General features: G+C 70.8%; 12 protein-coding genes. 8 read left to right on the forward strand and 4 right to left on the reverse strand.

The window, feature by feature from the left end; translation table 11 throughout:
- Positions 1-42 precede the first annotated feature (42 nt).
- The 3 genes from EDF42_RS12915 (at position 43) to EDF42_RS19250 (ending at position 4,215) form a co-directional block, all read left to right on the forward strand.
- Positions 43-3,453 carry a pyruvate carboxylase gene (locus EDF42_RS12915; protein ID WP_123672595.1) on the forward strand — a complete coding sequence of 1,137 codons (3,411 nt, stop codon included), beginning with the start codon at positions 43-45 and terminating at the stop codon, positions 3,451-3,453.
- Position 3,454: 1 nt separating this feature from the next.
- Positions 3,455-3,958 (forward strand): peptide deformylase, encoded by a 504-nt coding sequence (locus EDF42_RS12920; RefSeq protein WP_123292453.1) that lies wholly within the window; start codon positions 3,455-3,457, stop codon positions 3,956-3,958.
- A 125-nt stretch (positions 3,959-4,083) separates the two neighbouring features.
- A complete protein-coding gene (locus EDF42_RS19250) occupies positions 4,084-4,215 on the forward strand; it encodes a hypothetical protein (RefSeq protein WP_260213425.1) in 132 nt (43 codons plus the stop codon).
- A gap of 310 nt (positions 4,216-4,525) precedes the next feature.
- Here the strand turns inward: EDF42_RS19250 and EDF42_RS12925 are convergent, their stop codons facing one another.
- Positions 4,526-6,421: a long-chain fatty acid--CoA ligase gene (locus EDF42_RS12925; protein ID WP_260235475.1), complete on the reverse strand. Its 1,896-nt coding sequence runs from the start codon at positions 6,419-6,421 to the stop codon at positions 4,526-4,528.
- Between the two features lie 122 nt (positions 6,422-6,543).
- Between EDF42_RS12925 and EDF42_RS12930 the strand changes: the two genes are divergently transcribed.
- The 3 genes from EDF42_RS12930 (at position 6,544) to EDF42_RS12940 (ending at position 9,763) form a co-directional block, all read left to right on the forward strand.
- Positions 6,544-7,497, forward strand: coding sequence for an ROK family glucokinase (locus EDF42_RS12930; protein ID WP_111085799.1), 954 nt, complete (start codon positions 6,544-6,546; stop codon positions 7,495-7,497).
- A gap of 61 nt (positions 7,498-7,558) precedes the next feature.
- Positions 7,559-8,284 carry a 1-acyl-sn-glycerol-3-phosphate acyltransferase gene (locus EDF42_RS12935; protein ID WP_123292455.1) on the forward strand — a complete coding sequence of 242 codons (726 nt, stop codon included), beginning with the start codon at positions 7,559-7,561 and terminating at the stop codon, positions 8,282-8,284.
- A gap of 93 nt (positions 8,285-8,377) precedes the next feature.
- Positions 8,378-9,763, forward strand: coding sequence for a class II 3-deoxy-7-phosphoheptulonate synthase (locus tag EDF42_RS12940; RefSeq protein WP_123340362.1), 1,386 nt, complete (start codon positions 8,378-8,380; stop codon positions 9,761-9,763).
- Between the two features lie 304 nt (positions 9,764-10,067).
- Here the strand turns inward: EDF42_RS12940 and pknB are convergent, their stop codons facing one another.
- Both pknB and EDF42_RS12950 read right to left on the reverse strand, forming a co-directional pair.
- Positions 10,068-12,134 (reverse strand): Stk1 family PASTA domain-containing Ser/Thr kinase, encoded by a 2,067-nt coding sequence (gene pknB, locus EDF42_RS12945; RefSeq protein ID WP_123672856.1) that lies wholly within the window; start codon positions 12,132-12,134, stop codon positions 10,068-10,070.
- An 82-nt stretch (positions 12,135-12,216) separates the two neighbouring features.
- Positions 12,217-13,557, reverse strand: coding sequence for a LysM peptidoglycan-binding domain-containing protein (locus tag EDF42_RS12950; RefSeq protein WP_260235476.1), 1,341 nt, complete (start codon positions 13,555-13,557; stop codon positions 12,217-12,219).
- Positions 13,558-13,728: 171 nt separating this feature from the next.
- Here EDF42_RS12950 and EDF42_RS12955 point away from each other — a divergent pair, with 171 nt between their 5' ends.
- Entirely contained in the window at positions 13,729-14,085 is a 357-nt protein-coding gene (locus EDF42_RS12955) for an Rv2175c family DNA-binding protein (RefSeq protein WP_111085815.1), read from the forward strand.
- Positions 14,086-14,155: 70 nt separating this feature from the next.
- Here EDF42_RS12955 and EDF42_RS12960 read toward each other — a convergent pair whose 3' ends face one another.
- Entirely contained in the window at positions 14,156-15,274 is a 1,119-nt protein-coding gene (locus EDF42_RS12960) for a polyprenyl synthetase family protein (protein WP_111085795.1), read from the reverse strand.
- Positions 15,275-15,384: 110 nt separating this feature from the next.
- Here EDF42_RS12960 and EDF42_RS12965 point away from each other — a divergent pair, with 110 nt between their 5' ends.
- On the forward strand, positions 15,385-15,777 hold the full coding sequence (locus tag EDF42_RS12965) for a DUF3040 domain-containing protein (RefSeq protein WP_123340363.1): 393 nt from the start codon (positions 15,385-15,387) through the stop codon (positions 15,775-15,777).
- Positions 15,778-16,274 lie beyond the last annotated feature (497 nt).

The following is a 16,274-nucleotide window of genomic DNA, read 5'->3' on the forward strand; positions in this document are numbered from 1 at the left end:
CACTAGGGTTGTCTCACCTCAACCCGGGCTGAAAGGGACGTCGTGTTCAGCAAGATCCTCGTGGCGAACCGTGGTGAGATCGCCATCCGCGCATTCCGTGCCGCGTACGAACTGGGGGCGCGCACCGTCGCCGTCTACCCCTACGAAGACCGGAACTCCCTGCACCGTCTGAAGGCCGACGAGGCCTACCTGATCGGTGAGCGGGGCCACCCGGTCCGGGCGTACCTGGACGTCTCCGAGATCATCCGCGTGGCGCGCGAGTCGGGCGCCGACGCGATCTACCCCGGATACGGCTTCCTGTCCGAGAACCCGGAGCTCGCCGCCGCGGCCGCCGCAGCCGGCATCACCTTCATCGGTCCGGGCGAACACGTGCTCGAGATGGCCGGCAACAAGGTGACCGCGAAGGAGCACGCGATCGCGGCCGGCGTCCCGGTCCTCGCGAGCACCCCGGCGAGTCGCGACATCGAGGAGCTCATCGCCGGCTCCGACGCCATCGGGTTCCCGGTGTTCGCCAAGGCCGTCGCCGGCGGTGGCGGCCGTGGCATGCGCCGGGTCGAGACCAAGCCCGAACTCCGTGCAGCGCTCGAAGCAGCGATGCGCGAGGCCGACAGTGCGTTCGGCGACCCGACCATGTTCCTCGAGCAGGCGGTGATCCGGCCGCGGCACATCGAGGTGCAGATCCTCGCCGACGCGACGGGCACCGACGCGGGGACGATCCACCTGTTCGAGCGGGACTGCTCCGTGCAGCGCCGCAACCAGAAGGTCGTCGAGATCGCCCCGGCGCCGAACCTCGACCCTGCCATCGCCCGGGCTCTGCACCGCGACGCGGTCGCCTTCGCCCGCTCGATCGGCTACGTGAACGCCGGCACGGTCGAGTTCCTGCTCGACACCGAGGGGGAGCGCGAGGGCCAGCACGTCTTCATCGAGATGAACCCGCGCATCCAGGTCGAGCACACCGTCACCGAAGAGGTCACCGACGTCGACCTGGTGCAGTCGCAGATGCGCATCGCCTCGGGCGAGTCGCTCGCCGACCTCGGCCTGTCGCAGGACACCGTCTCCGTGCACGGGGCCGCGCTGCAGACCCGCATCACGACCGAGGACCCCACGCAGGGCTTCCGGCCGGACACCGGCCGCATCACCACGTACCGCAGCCCCGGTGGCGCCGGTGTGCGCCTGGACGGCGGCACGGTCGCCACCGGTGCGCAGATCAGCCCGCACTTCGACTCGATGCTCGCCAAGATGACGTGCCGCGGACGCGACTTCCCGACGGCCGTCGCTCGTGCGAAGCGGGCCCTCGCCGAGTTCCGCATCCGCGGCGTCAGCACGAACATCCCGTTCCTGCAGGCCGTGCTCGAGGACCCGGACTTCGCCCGCGGCGACGTCTCGACGAAGTTCATCGAAGAGCGTCCGCAGCTGTTCAGCGGCCACGTGTCGAAGGACCGCGGCACCAAGGTCCTCAACTGGCTGGCCGACGTCACGGTGAACAAGCCGAACGGTGAGCGGTCTCCGCTGGTCACCGACCCGAGCGCCAAGCTCCCCGCCCTCGACCTCAGCGCCCCGGTGCCCGAGGGCCAGCGCGACCTGCTGCTGGCGCAGGGTCCGGCCGAGTGGGCGAAGGCACTCCGCGCCCAGACCCGGCTCGCCGTGACGGAGACGACGATGCGCGACGCGCACCAGTCGCTGCTCGCCACCCGCGTCCGCACGAAGGACCTCGTCGCCGTCGCACCGTACGTCGCGCGGCTGACGCCGCAGCTGCTGAGCGTCGAGGCCTGGGGCGGTGCGACGTACGACGTCGCCCTCCGGTTCCTCGGCGAGGACCCGTGGGAGCGCCTGGCCTCGCTGCGCGAGGCGATGCCGAACATCCCGATCCAGATGCTGCTGCGCGGCCGCAACACGGTCGGCTACACCCCGTACCCGACCGAGGTGACGGACGCGTTCGTCGCCGAGGCCGCCGCCACGGGCGTCGACGTCTTCCGCGTGTTCGACGCGCTCAACGACGTCAGCCAGTTGCGACCGGCCCTGGAGGCAGTGCTCGCGACCGGCACGGCCGTCGCCGAAGCGGCGCTCTGCTACACCGCCGACCTCCTCGATCCTGCCGAGGACCTGTACACGTTGGACTACTACCTCCGCCTTGCGGAGCAGATGGTCGAGGCCGGAGCGCACGTCATCGGCATCAAGGACATGGCTGGCCTGCTCCGCGCCGGCGCCGCCGAGAAGCTCGTCCGCGCCCTGCGCGAGCGCTTCGACAAGCCCGTGCACGTGCACACGCACGACACCGCCGGTGGGCAGCTCGCGACGCTCCTCGCCGCCGCGCGTGCCGGTGCGGACGCGGTGGACGTCGCCTCGGCGCCGATGGCCGGCACGACGAGCCAGCCGAGCATGTCCGCGCTGGTCGCCGCCCTGGCACACACGGAGCGCGACACCGGACTGTCCCTCGACGCGGTCGGCGACCTCGAGCCCTACTGGGAGGCGGTCCGTCGGGCCTACGCCCCGTTCGAGTCCGGGCTCCCCGGTCCGACGGGTCGGGTCTACCAGCACGAGATCCCCGGTGGTCAGCTGTCGAACCTCCGCCAGCAGGCGATCGCGCTCGGCCTGGGCGACCGGTTCGAGCAGGTCGAGGACTGGTACGCCGCGGCGAACCGGATCCTCGGACGCCCGACCAAGGTCACGCCGTCGTCGAAGGTGGTCGGCGACCTCGCGCTGCAGCTCGCCGCGGTGAACGCCGACCCGGCCGACTTCGAGCAGAACCCGGACAAGTACGACATCCCGGACTCCGTCGTCGGGTTCATGGCCGGCGAGCTCGGTGACCTGCCGGGTGGCTGGCCGGAGCCGTTCCGGACGAAGGTCCTGGCGGGCCGCGACGTCCGCCTCGAGATCACCCCGGTGCCGGACGCCGAGCGCGCGCACCTCGACGCCGCGGGGCCAGAGCGCCAGCAGGCGTTGAACCGACTGCTGTTCCCGCAGCCCACGGCCCAGTTCGAGCGGGTGCGCGAGCAGTACGGTGACCTGTCCGTGGTGCCGACCGTCGACTACCTGTACGGGCTGCGCCCCGGGCAGGAGCACGTCGTGCCGCTCGGCAAGGGCGTCAACCTGTTCGTCGGGCTCGAGGCGATCGGCGAGGTCGACGACAAGGGCATCCGAACGGTCATGGCCACGATGAACGGGCAGCTCCGCCCGGTCTCGGTCCGCGACCGGTCGATCGAGGTCGAGACGAAGGTCGCCGAGCAGGCCGACAAGTCCGACCCGAAGCACGTCGCCGCGCCGTTCTCCGGTGTGGTGACGCTCAAGGTCGCCGTCGGTGACGTCGTCGAGGCCGGAGCGGCCGTGGCGAGCATCGAGGCGATGAAGATGGAAGCGGCCATCACGGCGCCCGTGGCGGGCACCGTCGGCCGTCTCGCGATCCCGGCGACCCAGCAGGTGGACGCCGGCGACCTCCTGGTGGTGCTGCAGTAAATTGACCGTCCGTCCCATCCGCCTGTTCGGCGACCCCGTCCTCCGTTCGCCTGCGGACCCGATCGCTCCGGCGGCACTCGGGTCGAGCGGGGTCCGCGACCTCGTGCAGGACCTGATCGACACCGTCAAGGAGCCTGGCCGCGCCGGTGTGGCCGCGCCGCAGATCGGTGTCGGACTCCGCGCGTTCTCGTACAACGTCGACGGCGAGGTCGGGTACGTGCTGAACCCCGAGGTCGTCGAGGTCTCGGGGGAGCCCGAACTCATGGAGGAAGGGTGCCTGTCCGTCCCCGGGCTCGGCTACCCGACCCGGCGGCACCCGTACGCCAAGGTCCGTGGCGTCGACGTCGACGGCGCCGAGGTGGTGCTCGAGGGCACCGGGCTGATGGCAGAGGCGCTGCAGCACGAGGTCGACCACCTGGACGGCACCGTCTACGTGATGACCCTCGAACCAGAGGTCCGACGGCAGGCGCTTCGGGACATCCGGGCGCAGGAGTGGTTCCACTGATCCGCCGGTCATGAGTGCCTGCTCATGACACCCCCACGGGGGATTGTCGCTTTGTCCTGACGAAGAGGTACCGTATCGGCGTCGGCCTCCCACCGACGACCATCCCATCCCCCCAGGACTCCCGCATGACCAGTCAGACTGACGAGCTGAGCTCGCACCGCACCCGCACCAACCGTCGTCCGGCCGACACCACGGTCGCCACCGGTTCGATCGCCGTCCTCGACGCCCCCGCGACGGAGCAGTCGCCGGAGGCCTGAGCCCCGCGCGCTCCTGCACCCCGCGCGCACCTGCATCCCGCGCGCACCTGGCGGAATCGGGCGTACCTGGTCGGAAGAAACGACCTGGTACGCCCGATCGGTCCCGGTACGCCGAGACGACGGGGTCGCGCCCCGCGCGCACCGCAACCGCCTGGAGGCCCGGGCCCGGTCCCGTGGACCGGCACCGGGCCTCCAGGCCGTTGCGCCTGCACCCCGCGCGCACCTGGCGGAATCGGGCATACCTGGTCGGAAGAAACGACCTGGTACGCCCGAAACGGCCGGGTACGCCGAGACGACGGGGCGCTACGCGCTACGCGCGGCGCGCGCGACGCTCCTCGATGACGGGCGTCGCGGTCGTCTGCACCTTCGACCCCGAGTAGATGTGGTCGATGTCCGCCGCGAAGTCACGCAGGATGACCGACCGCTTGATCGTCAGCTTCGGCGTCAGGTGTCCGGAGCCCTCCGTCAGCTCGGTGTCCAGGATCGTGAACGACCGGACCGACTCGGCTCGTGAGACCCGGCCGTTCGCGGCGTCGATCGCCTCTTGCACGGCGGTGAGCACGCGCTCGTCGTACGCAGCCTCGTGCGCGGAGAGCGCCGGCGTGATCCCGCGGCTCTCGCACCACCCCGGGAGCATCTCGCGGTCGAGCGTGACGAGGGCGGCGATGAAGGGCTTGCCCTCGCCGACGACCACGACCTGCCCGATGAGCGGGTGTTCGCGGACGCCGTCCTCGAGCGGTGCCGGTGCGACGTTCTTGCCGCTTGCGGTGACGATGAGTTCCTTGGCGCGTCCGGTCACCGTCAGGATGCCGTCGTCGTCGAGCCGTCCGAGGTCGCCCGTGCGGAACCAGCCATCGTCGGTGAACGCCCGCTCGGTGGCCTCGTCGTTCCGCCAGTAGCGGTCGAACACGTCGACGCCGCGGATCAGGATCTCCTGGTCGTCGGCGATCCGGATCTCGACCCCGGGGAGTGCCGGTCCGACCGTCCCGATGCGCAGGTCCGCCGCGCGGTTCACGGTGGCGGGCGCGGTCGTCTCGGTGAGTCCGTAGCCCTCGAGGATGAGCACCCCGATCGACCGGAAGAAGTGCGACAACCGAGGCGAGAGCGGCGCCGAGCCACTGACCGCGTACTCGGTGCGGCCACCGAGGGCGTTCCGGAGCTTCGCGTAGACGAGCTTGTCGAACAGCTTGAACTTCAGGCCGAGCAGGAGCGGGACCCGACCGGCGGCCAAGGCCTCGGAGTGGGCGACCGCGGTGTCCGCAGCGGCCCGGAAGACCTTCCCCTTGCCGCCGAGGTCGGCCTTCTGCTCGGAGGCGTTGTAGATCTTCTCGAACACTCGTGGGACCGCCAGCAGGAAGGACGGCTTGAACGACGACACGGCCTGCATGAGGTCCTTCGTGTCCGGCTCGTGGCCGACAAGTACCCCGGCCGAAACGGACATCGCCGCGATGAAGCGGGCGAACACGTGGGCCATCGGGATGAAGAGCAGGGTCGAGGCGCCGTCCGCGACGACCTCGGGCATCGCGACACTGGCGTTCTCGACCGTCGCGGTGAAGTTGTCGTGCCGCAGGACGCACCCCTTCGGGCGTCCGGTCGACCCGGAGGTGTAGATGATCGTCGCGTCGTCGTGGCCGTGCACCGACGCCGTCCGCGCGTCGAGTTCGTCGTCGGTGACGTCCTCGCCGAGCCGGGTCAGGTCGTCGAGCCCGCCGCCGTCGATCGTCCAGTGCTGCCCGAGGTGCGGCAGGTCCGGGGCGATCGAGGCGACCCGACGCGCGTGCTCCTCCTGCTCGACGACGATCGCGACGGCCTCGGAGTCGGAGAGGATCCACCGGACCTGGTCGGGCGAACTCGTCTCGTAGACGGGCACGGAGACCAGGCCCGCCGTCCACACCGCGAAGTCGACGAGGGTCCACTCCAGGCGGGTGCGGGACAGGATCGCGACGTGGGCGCCGGGCTCGAGGCCGGCGGCGACGAAGCCCTTCGCGATGCCGCGGACCCGCGCGAGCACCTCGCCGGCGGTGATCGTCGTCCACGTGTCGCCGTGGCGCTGGGCCAGGATCGGACGCGACGGCGTCAGCCGAGCGCGGTCGCCGAGCAGCCGCGCTGCAGAGCCGTGGTCAGGAGCGACGGGGCCGCTCGTCGGACGCGAGGCGTGCCTCCCGGTCGGAACCTGACTGGCGCGTTCGGGTCGCTGATCGTTCACGGTGACTCCCTTGTCTGCCGGTTCGATTCGAGGGCGCCTCATCCTGCGAGGCGACACAGCCAGCATAGGACGCGTCACCGGGCGTTCCGTGAGTTCGCGGTGAACCGGTAGGCTCTTGGACCGTGCACGCCATCGGAATCGACATCGGGGGCACCAAGATCGCGGGAGCGGTCGTGACGGAACTCGGCGAGATCATCGCCGAGGACCGCGTGGCCACCAACGCTGCGGACCCGAACGCCATGCTCGACGACGTCGTCTCGATGGTCGAGCGACTCAGCTCAGGTCACGAGGTCGGCGCGGTCGGCGTCGCGGCCCCCGGCTTCATCGACGCCTCGCAGTCGATCGTCTACTACACGCCGAACATCCGGTGGCGGAACGAGCCCCTGCGCCAGAAGCTGCAGCAGCGCCTCGGCGACCTGCACATCACGGTCGACAACGACGCCAACGCCGCCGGGTGGGCCGAGTTCCGCTTCGGCGCCGGCCGGCTCGTCTCCGACATGACGATGCTGACCATCGGCACCGGTGTGGGCGGCGCCATCGTGACCGAGGACCGCCTGTTCCGCGGTGGGTTCGGCACCGGCGGCGAGATCGGCCACCTGCGCATCGTGCCGAACGGTCTGCCGTGCGGTTGCGGTGCGCGTGGCTGCATCGAACAGTACGGCTCCGGTCGTGCCCTGCAGCGGATGGCGAACGACGTCGCCGACGCCGGCGGCATCGGCTCCGCGCTGGCCGACGCGCGCGAAGCCAACGGCGGCGAGCTCGACGGGCACATCGTGGGCGACCTGATCCTGGCCGACGACCCGGGTGCCCTCGCTGCGCTCCGTCGCCTCGGCCGTCACCTCGGTGAGGCCTGTGCCTCGCTGTCCGCGGTGCTCGACCCGCAGCTGTTCGTGTTCGGCGGCGGGGTCGCCAGCGCGGGGGACCGGCTGCTCGACCCGATCAAGCAGGCGTACCTCAACAACCTGCCGGCGCGTGGCTACCACCCCGAGCCGGACTTCGTGATCGCCGAGCTGGTGAACGACGCCGGAGTCGTCGGCGCCGCTGACCTGGCCCGCATCCACGCCCGCACGGCGTAACCGCGTACCGGCCCGCACGGCGTAGGGTCGCTCAGGCCCACCCCACCACCTGGAGTCGTCGATGACCTACTGGCTGCTGAAGAACTTCCTGCTCGGCCCGCTCATCCTCACCCTGTTCCGCCCGTGGGTGGTCGGCCGTGAGAACGTCCCCGCCAAGGGCCCGGTCATCTTCGCGTCCAACCACATCTCGTTCATCGACTCGGTGATCCTGCCGGCCGTGCTCGACCGGCGGCTGTCCTTCCTGGCGAAGAGCGACTACTTCACCGGGCGGGGGCTCAAGGGCTGGGCGACGAAGACCTTCTTCAACGCCATCGGCCAGCTGCCGATCGACCGCTCCGGCGGCAAGGCGTCCGAGGCCTCGCTCCGCACCGGCCTGCAGGTCCTGGCCCGCGGCGAGCAGCTCGGCATCTACCCGGAGGGCACCCGCAGCCCCGACGGCAAGCTCTACCGCGGTCGCACCGGCATCGCGCGGATGATCCTCGAGGGCCGGGTGCTCGTCGTCCCCGTCGCCATGGTCGGCACGCGTGAGGTGCAGCAGATCGGGCAGCGCTTCCCGAAGATCAAGCGCGTCGGCGTGGTGTTCGGCAAGCCGCTCGACTTCTCGCGCTTCCAGGGCTTCGAGACCGACCGGTTCATCCTGCGCAGCGTCACCGACGAGGTCATGCACGAGCTCGCGGGGCTGAGTCGTCAGGAGTACGTCGACGTCTACGCGACGAGCGTCAAGGAACGCGCGAGCTCGGCACGCGAGGCAGTCATGCGGGAACGGAAGTCGTCGCCCGCACGTTAGGCTCTGATGGTCCCGGCACTCCGCCAGGACGCCCGTTCTGCCGCCTTCCGGTGGCCAGGCGGGCCGCCCGCACAGAACACCGAGGTAACGCCCTTGTTCGAGTCGACCGACTTCGTCGCCCTGCAGGATCCGGACGTCATCGAGGGTCTCGACTATTGGCGCACGCTCCCCATCAAGCAGCAGCCCACGTGGCCCGACGCCGCAGCGGCCGAGGCCGCCTCGGCCGAGATCGCCACGCTGCCGCCGCTCGTCTTCGCGGGCGAGGTCGACAAGCTCCGCGAGCGGCTCGCCGCCGCCGCACAGGGCAAGGCGTTCCTGCTGCAGGGCGGTGACTGCGCCGAGACCTTCGCCGGCGCGACCGCCGACTCCATCCGCGACCGCGTCAAGACGATCCTGCAGATGGCCGTCGTCCTGACCTACGGTGCGTCGATGCCCGTCATCAAGATGGGCCGCATGGCCGGGCAGTTCGCCAAGCCGCGCTCGAGCGACTTCGAGACCCGCGGCGACGTCACGCTGCCCGCCTACCGCGGCGACATCGTGAACGGCTACGACTTCACGCCGGAGAGCCGGACGGCCGACCCGCGCCGCCTGGTGCAGGGGTACCACACGGCCGCGTCGACCCTGAACCTGGTCCGCGCCTTCACCCAGGGTGGCTTCGCCGACCTGCGCCAGGTGCACTCGTGGAACAAGGGCTTCGCGTCGAACCCGGCGAACGCCCGGTACGAGCACCTCGCCAAGGAGATCGACCGCGCGATCCGCTTCATGGACGCCTGCGGTGCCGACTTCGAGGCGCTCAAGCACGTCGAGTTCTACGCGTCGCACGAGGGTCTGCTCATGGACTACGAGCGCCCGATGACCCGGATCGACTCGCGCTCCGGTCTGGCCTACGACACCTCCGGCCACTTCATCTGGATCGGGGAGCGCACGCGTGACCTCGACGGTGCCCACGTGGACTTCCTGTCGCGGGTGCGGAACCCGATCGGCGTGAAGCTCGGCCCGACCACGAGCGTCGACGACATGAAGGCCCTGGTCGACAAGCTCGACCCGAACCGCGAGCCCGGCCGCCTGACGTTCATCACGCGCATGGGTGCCGGCAAGATCCGCGACGAGCTGCCCAAGCTGCTCGAGGCGATCAAGGGCATGGACGCCAACCCGCTGTGGGTCACCGACCCGATGCACGGCAACGGCCTGACCACGCCCACCGGCTACAAGACCCGTCGGTTCGACGACGTCGTGGACGAGGTCCTCGGCTTCTTCGAGGCGCACCGGCAGGTCGGCACCTACCCGGGCGGCATGCACGTCGAGCTCACCGGTGACGACGTCACGGAGTGCCTCGGCGGGTCGGAGCACATCGACGAGGCCACCCTCGCCACCCGCTACGAGTCGCTCTGCGACCCGCGGCTGAACCACATGCAGTCGCTCGAGCTCGCGTTCCTCGTGGCCGAGGAGCTCGGCGCGCACCCGCACGTGCGCGCGTAGCGCGCAGCGGGTCGGATCAGTCCCGCCAGAGCGACAGAACCCCGCGAACTGTTCGCGGGGTTCTGTCGCTTCCGCGTACCGGACGGGAGGCCCGTGGCGGCCCCGCCCCGCGCCTCCCGTCCGGCGTGCCGGTTGCGTCCACTTCGCGCCCCGCGACGCGTTTCCCGCGCCGGTTCGCGAAAGCGACAGTGTGCCGCCGATGTTCGACGGCACACTGTCGCTTTCGCGGTGCCTTCGGCGACGCCGAGCGGACAGGTGTCGCTTCGGCGGACCGGACCGGACCGGACCGGTCGGGCGGGCGCGCCTACTGGTCGTAGGAGAGCGTCACCGTGTCGCCGCGGTACACCGTGGCTCCGGCGCCCGGGTCGGTGCCGGTCACCGGCAGCGACGACTTCCAGTCGTAGAACCCGCACAGGATGTTCGTGCAGTCGGGCACGGCGACCTTGAGCCCGAGGCCCTCGAGTGTCGCGGTGGCCTCGTTGATGGTCGAGCCGACGACGCCGTCCTCGGGCAGGGTGATCGGCGTCGGGCCCTTCGAGACGACGACGTCGATCGCGCTGCCGCGTACGGCGGGGGAGTCCTGCACCTTCGCGGAGACGATCTGTCCGGAGGGGACGTCCTCGCTGAACTCCTCGGTGCGGGCCCCGAGGATGAGGCCGACCGCGTCGAGCTCCGTGGAAGCCTGGTCGACGGTCTTCCCGACGACGTCCGGCACGGCGCCGAGGGACACCGTGAGCGTGACCGGGCCGGTCTCGCCGTAGGCCTTGACCGACGTCAGGTCGAGCGCCTTGCCGCCGGACGCCCGGCCGGTCGCCGCGATGACGGTGTCCTTCGCGGCGTCGGCCGAGAACTCGTACCGGTTGTCCTGCAGCTCGAAGTCGTCGTCGAGCGCCGCGGTGACGGTCGAGATCGGCTGCCCGACGATCGTCGGCAGCGCGATCATCTTCGGCCCGTTCGACACGACGAGCTGCACCGACGTGCCCTTCTGCACCTCGCGCTTCGCGGCCGGCTTGGTGATGGACACCTGTCCCTTCGCGACGACGGCGTCGAACCGGGTTCCGGTCTTCGACGCCGCGTGCAGGCCCTGGGCTTCGAGCAGCTGCCGGGCCTGCGAGACCGACTTGCCCGTCACTTCGGGGATGCGCACGTTGCCACCCGGCCCCGGCCCGAAGTACCAGCCGAAGCCCGCGCCGATGAGCAGGAGCACGACGAAGACAGACAGAGCGATCCAGCCGCGCTTGCGACGCTTCGCGGAGAGGTCGGCCAGGCGCTGTCCCGCGGGCGAGAGCACCCCGGGCTGCGCGCCCGTGCGGCGCGGGCCCGGACCGGTGGTGCGGTTTCGGGTCGTGGGACGCCCGCGGTCGGGGCTGTCGATGATCGCCGTGGCATCGGTGGCAGCCGGTGCGTCGGCGGCAGCAGCGCGGGCACCAGCGGCAGCAGCGCCGAGCCCGGCAGCGGCCCCGCCGCCGGACGGCAGGATCGCGGTCGCGTTCTCGGGCCGCAGCACGGCGGTCCGGTACTGGCCCGTGGCGCGCTGCTGGTTGCCCGCCATGTGGTCGAGCATCTCGCGGGCGTCGCGCGGACGGTCCTCGGGGTCGCGGGCGGTCGACCAGGCGACGAGTTCGTCGAGCTCGGGTGGGACGCCGGACACCGCGGCACTCGGGACCGGCACCGTGTCGTTCGCGTGCTGGTAGGCGATCTGCATCGGCTGCTCGCCCTTGTAGGGCTGTTCGCCGGTGAGCATCTCGTAGAGCATGATGCCGAGCGCGTAGATGTCGCTGCGCGAGTCGGCGGCGCCACGGGTGACGAGCTCGGGGGAGAGGTACGCGATCGTGCCGAGCAGGGCGGCCCCGGTCGCGGTGTTCGCCGTCGTCGCCCGGGCCAGGCCGAAGTCGCCGAGCTTGATGCGGCCGTCGTCGGCGAGCAGGACGTTCTCGGGCTTCAGGTCGCGGTGCACGATGCCGGCGCGGTGGGCCGACGCGAGGCCCGCCAGCACGGCGCGCAGGATGTCGGTCGCCTGCTCCGGCGTCAGGGCGTGGTGCTCCTGCAGCAGGTCCCGCAGCGTGATGCCCGGGATGTACTCCATGACGATGTACGCGGTGTCGTCCTCGGCGCCCTGGTCGTAGACGCCGACCAGGTTCGGGTGGGACAGCCGCGCGGCGGACCTCGCCTCTTGGATGAAACGCTCACGGAAGGCCTGGTCGTCGGCCAGGTGCCCGTGCATGATCTTGATCGCGACGCGTCGCTCGAGGCGGACGTCGGTCGCGAGGTAGACGGTCGCCATGCCCCCGCGCGCGATGCGGGAGCGGACGCGGTACCGCTGATCGATCATGCGACCGATCATCGGATCCGTGGCGGCGTTGGTGGTCATCGGCGGCATTCTACGAATCGAGACTGCACGGGACCGCACCGGCGCACCGGTCGTGACCCAATCTCGATCTTCCGGATGAGACTCAGAGGGTGGCCAGCCAGCCCTGGGCGGCGCTCGCCCAGTTGGCGTAGGCCTTGGGGTAGGCGGAGAGCTGCACGGCCTGGGCGGCGTCGGTGATGCTCATCGACGACCACCCGGGCACGTCGAGCAGCCCGCGGGTCTTGCCGACGTTCGGGTTGCTGCGACCACCGAAGAACAGCTTCGTCGCGTACGCGGGGTCCTGCAGCTTCGCCGCGCTGCCCCAGCCCTGGCTCGGCCGCTGCTGGAACAGGCCGACCGAGTCGCGGTCGCCGTGGGGCAGGTTGCGCAGGCTCGACTCCTGCATCGCGGCGGCCAGGGCCACCACGATGCCGCGGTCGGACACCCCGAGGGAGCGGCCGACGGCGACGATGGTGGCCGCGTTCTGGCGCTGCTCGGCACTCAGTCCGACGGCGGCGCTCACCGCGGCACGCGACGGCGCCGCAGCGGTCGTCGCAGCAGTGCTCGACGACGGGATGACGAGGGTCTTGCCCGCGTAGATCGTGCTCGTGTACGTCAGGCCGTTCGCCGACAGCAGCGAGGCGACGGAGACGTGGTGGGACGCAGCGATCGAGCCGATCGTGTCGCCCGAGGAGATCTTCACACTCGACTTCGACGAACCGGACGAACCCGACGACGCTGCGGCCGTGGACACCGAGCCGCCACCGGACGAGCCGTGCGGCACCCGGAGCGTCTGACCGGGGTAGATCACGCTGCGCTGCGAGAGCTTGTTGGCGCTGAGGAGCGCTGTCGTCGACACGCCGACCCGCGACGCGATGCCGGACACGGTGTCGCCCGACTTCACGTGGTAGCTCGAGGTGCTCGACCCCGACCCCGACCCCGACCCCGACCCCGACCCGGACGTCGATCCGGCGCTCGTGGTCGTGCGCGCCGTGGTCACCGCGGGCGTCGACGCCAGGTGCAGCGTCTGCCCGGGGTGGATGATCGTGTTCCAGCCGAGGCCGTTCCGTACCAGGACCTCCTGCGCCGACAGGCCGAAGCGGGCGGCGATGCCCGAGACCGTGTCGCCCTGACGGACGGTGTACGTCGTGGGGGCGGCTGCCGTCGTGGGGGCGGCTGCCGTCGTCGTCGCGGCGACCGTCGTGACGACGGTCTGCGACGGACGTGCGACCGTGGTGCCGAAGACCGGACGGTTGCCGACGCCCCGGTCCTGGTCGACGTGGCGCTTGTGGTTCGAGTCCGCGTCGTCGTGTCGCGGTTCGGCGTGCGCGATGGGGCCGGTCAGGCCGGCGGTCACCGCGATCGTGCCCGCGAGGACGATGGGCATGGTCGCGAACCGGGCGGATCGTGCGCGCCGGGCGGCTTCGTCTGCAGCGTTGTCCACGGTTTCTCCTGATCTCGACTGTCCCGTGCGCGTGCATGCGCGCACTCACAGGTGGCACAACGCTGGCATGGTGTGATTCCCAAGTCAACCAGAGAGCCGGATGTGGTGCGTGTGACGAATGTGACGAACGGTACGTACTCACTCGGTGCCTCGCTCTGGCACCATGGGCGTGTGAGTGCTGCACCCGTCGACGACCTCTCCCTCTCCGAGCGCTGGCTGACCGTCCCCGAACTGGTGGACCTGTTCAGCACCAGCCCCGGCCGGATCCACCGCCTGTTCGAGGAGAAGACCCTGCTGGCGGCCCGCGTCGGCGGCGTCCTGCGCGTGCCGAGCGAGTTCCTCGAGGACCGCGAGCCCATGCCCGAGCTGCGTGGCACCCTGACCGTGCTCAGCGACAACGGCTTCACCGACGACGAGGCCGTCCGCTGGATGCTCACCGTCGACGACTCGATGGGCGTCTCGCCCATCGCGGCGCTGCGCGCCGGTCGCAAGGCCGAGGTGCGTCGCGTGGCCCAGTCGCTGCTCTAGACGCGTTCCGAGCAGACGGGAGGCCCGGTGCCAGCTGACACCGGGCCTCCCGTCTGTCCTGGTGTCGCGTCTACGACGACCGGCGGCTGACCGTGTCGGCCAGCGACGCGAGCTGCTCCCGTGCCGACGGCGTCAGCGGCGACGCGTCGAGCGCCGCCTTCGCGCGCTGCACGTGCCGGTCGATGGAACGCTCGACCGCGGCGACCGCACCGGACTCGGTGAGGGTGGCGCGGAGCATCTGCACCTGCTCCTCGTCGAGGTCGGGGTCGCCGAGGAGCTCGTCGAGCAGCTGTCGCGGGCCACTGGCCAGCGCCTTGCGGGCCGAGGCGATGAGCACGGTCCGCTTGCCCTCGCGCAGGTCGTCGCCGGCGGGCTTGCCGGTGACCTCGGGGTCGCCGAACACGCCGAGCATGTCGTCGCGCAGCTGGTAGGCGACGCCGAGGGGGAGCCCGAAGGCGCGGAGGCCCTCGAGCTGCGAGTCGCTCGCGCCGGCCACCAGCGCGCCGATGACGAGCGGTGCCTCGATCGAGTACTTCGCGGACTTGAAGACGATGACGCGCTGGGCGCGGAGCAGGTGCTCGGACTCGTCGATGACGGGCCAGGCGGTCTCTTCGTGCACGTCGAGGTACTGGCCCGCGGTGACGTCGAGGCGCATCGCGTGGAACTCCTGGCGCACGATGCGGGCGCGCACCGGGTCGAGGAGTGCGAGGCCCTCGTCGAACACCGAGTCGCTGAGGGACAGCAGCAGGTCACCGAGCAGCAGCGCCGAGTTCGTGCCGTACTGCCCGCGGTCGCCGACGAAGCCGGACTCCTGGTGGAGGGACTCGAACCGGCGGTGTGCTGCGGGACGCCCACGGCGGGTGTCGGAGCGGTCCATGATGTCGTCGTGCACCAGGGCTGCTGCGTGGAAGACCTCGAGCGCTGCGGCGACCGTGACGATCGCCTCGGCCGTGGTCTGACGGGAGCCCTCCGCCAGCGGGTCGAACGAGCCCGATCGGCCCGCCACCGACTGCCACCCCCAGTAGCAGAACAGCGCCCGGAAGCGCTTGCCGCCGGACAGTAGATCTCGGGCGTACAGGTCGAACGGGGCGAGATCGGGGCTGATCGCGAGGAGCCGTTCACGCTGCTCGTCGAGTGCCCGGTCGATACGCGCCGATACGAGGTCCACTAATCGCGTACTCTCAGCCACAGTCCCTACCCTAGTGGAGCGGTTGGGACATAGAATTGGTCCACTCAACCGAGTGTTTTCCAGCCCGGTTGTTCAACCCCGCGTCGATCCCAGGAACAGAGGGAACCAAGATGCCGCTCTCGGAACAGGAGCAGCGCCTTCTCGAAGAGATGGAGCGCAGCCTCTACCAGAACGATTCCGATTTCGTGGCGCGTGTCACACGTCGACAGGGTCGTCCGACGTACACGGCCATCACGCTCGGAGTGCTCGGTGCACTCGCCGGCGTCGCGATCGTGATCGTCGGTCTCGTGATCAAGGCCCCGCTGCTGGGCATCCTCGGCTTCGTCGTGATGCTCGCCGGTGTCCTCTTCGCGTTGCGCCCGGGCATGCGCGCCCCGAAGGCGAAGCCCGCTCGACCGGGTGCGCCCGCGTCCGGTGGTTCGGCTCGTCCGGCGAGCGGCGGCGGGTCCTTCATGGACCGCATGAACGACCGCTGGGACAAGCGGAACGACCAGGGGCAGTAGCAGCCCTCCACACTCCTCCCTCGTGACGGGGCCGGCCTTCGGGTCGGCCCCGTTTCGCGTGCCCGGGGCGTCCCGCGTCGAGCGTCGTCGAGCGTTCCCGGGGGCGCCCCGCGTCGAGCGTCGTCGAGGTTCCGAAATCTCGGCATCTCGCGCGCTCGGGCGTCCCTCCGTGGAACCTCGGCGACCTGCGCGCGGCATGTCGTGGAACCTCGGTGAGATGGCTCGGGCGTGGTGAGAGCGTGGCAGGGGCGTCGCGGGAGCGATCGGGCGCAGACGCCACGGCGCCGAGCAACGCCGAGCAGCAGCGCGCCACACGCCGCCGCACCTCGCCACACGCCGCCGCACCTCGCCGCGCCACAGGGCGCTCCACTGGCTGCGAAAGTCCTCCACTTTCCTCCACGACCGCCGCTCCCGCCCAGATCCCCGGCACGACGGGCATCCGCCACGGCCGTCCGGGCCTCAGCGCTGCCGAAACGGCCCCAAAAGGGGTGCCATGG

The sequence above is a fragment of the Curtobacterium sp. PhB172 genome (assembly GCF_003752545.1).
Lineage (GTDB): Bacteria > Actinomycetota > Actinomycetes > Actinomycetales > Microbacteriaceae > Curtobacterium.